Source organism: Brachyspira pilosicoli, assembly GCF_008016535.1.
GTDB classification, from domain to species: domain Bacteria; phylum Spirochaetota; class Brachyspiria; order Brachyspirales; family Brachyspiraceae; genus Brachyspira; species Brachyspira pilosicoli_A.
The window spans coordinates 1-1034 of record NZ_SAXY01000090.1; the positions used below are offsets into that span (position 1 = coordinate 1).

Consider the following 1034-nt stretch of genomic DNA (forward strand, 5'->3'; position numbering starts at 1 on the left):
CATGGAGCCATAGATATTGTACTTTTACTTGCTATAATATTTTTGATTCTTTCTTTGATTGTAATATACAATAACGAAGAAATCAATCTTTGATTGTTATAAAAATGTGTATATTCTTTTAATTTTTCTCTTAATAATTCTACTGTGATATTTTTATTTAATCGTGAATAAAATTCTCTTTCGTCTATGCCGTGTACTCTTTCTACTACGCCATTGTATCTTGGTGTTGCTATAGGAATATATCTCCTCTCTAATTTATTTTTTAAGCAGTATTCATCAAAAATATTTATTTTAGGAGTATTAATACAGCGATAAGTATATTCTATACCATTGTCCGTTTGTATAGCCTGTATCTTAAAAGGTGAAGTTTTTAAGACATATTTTAAGAAAGATAAAGCACTAGAAGGTGTTTTATCTTCATAGATTTCTCTCCAACTATAACGAGTAGCTAAATCTACAGCAGTGAACTGATAGACTGTTTTTCTGCCTAATTTGATATATTTAGTGTCTATTTGAACTATTTTGCCTTCTTTTTGTATTTTAGAGACAAATTTACGTTTATCATATCGCTTCTTTTTCTTTTTTGTTTTATATCTCCAAAGATTATTTCTTTTTAGTACATTCTCTATAGCTGTAACACCTATCTTAATGCCTTCACGATTTAAATATGCTTTAATATAATGCTTACCTCGATATTCTTTAGTATAGAGTTTAATAATTAAATTAATAGCTTTTTGGTTATTAAAGATATTTGGGGAAGTTTTTGGTCTAGTGCTAAAATTGGCGACAGTTCCAGTGTCTTTATATTTTTTAAGCCAAGCATAAAAAGTAGATTTGGGTATTTCTTCTATCTTTAAAAATCTTTTAATATTTTTAGTTTCTAATGCTTCATCCACTATAAATAATTTAAATTCTGTGCTATAATCTTTTTTCATAGTAGTATCCTTTATTTATTTTCTATATCAAAATATTATAACAAGGATACTGCTTTTTTTATACTAAAAAATGTCCAATATCTCATACTCCTAAACAAA

General features: G+C 26.3%; 1 protein-coding gene. It reads right to left on the reverse strand.

Annotated elements, in window-relative coordinates; translation table 11 throughout:
• On the reverse strand, positions 1-935 hold a 935-nt coding region (locus EPJ72_RS12840; protein ID WP_147732502.1), incomplete at its 3' end, for a DDE-type integrase/transposase/recombinase.
• Between the last annotated feature and the right edge of the window lie 99 nt (positions 936-1034).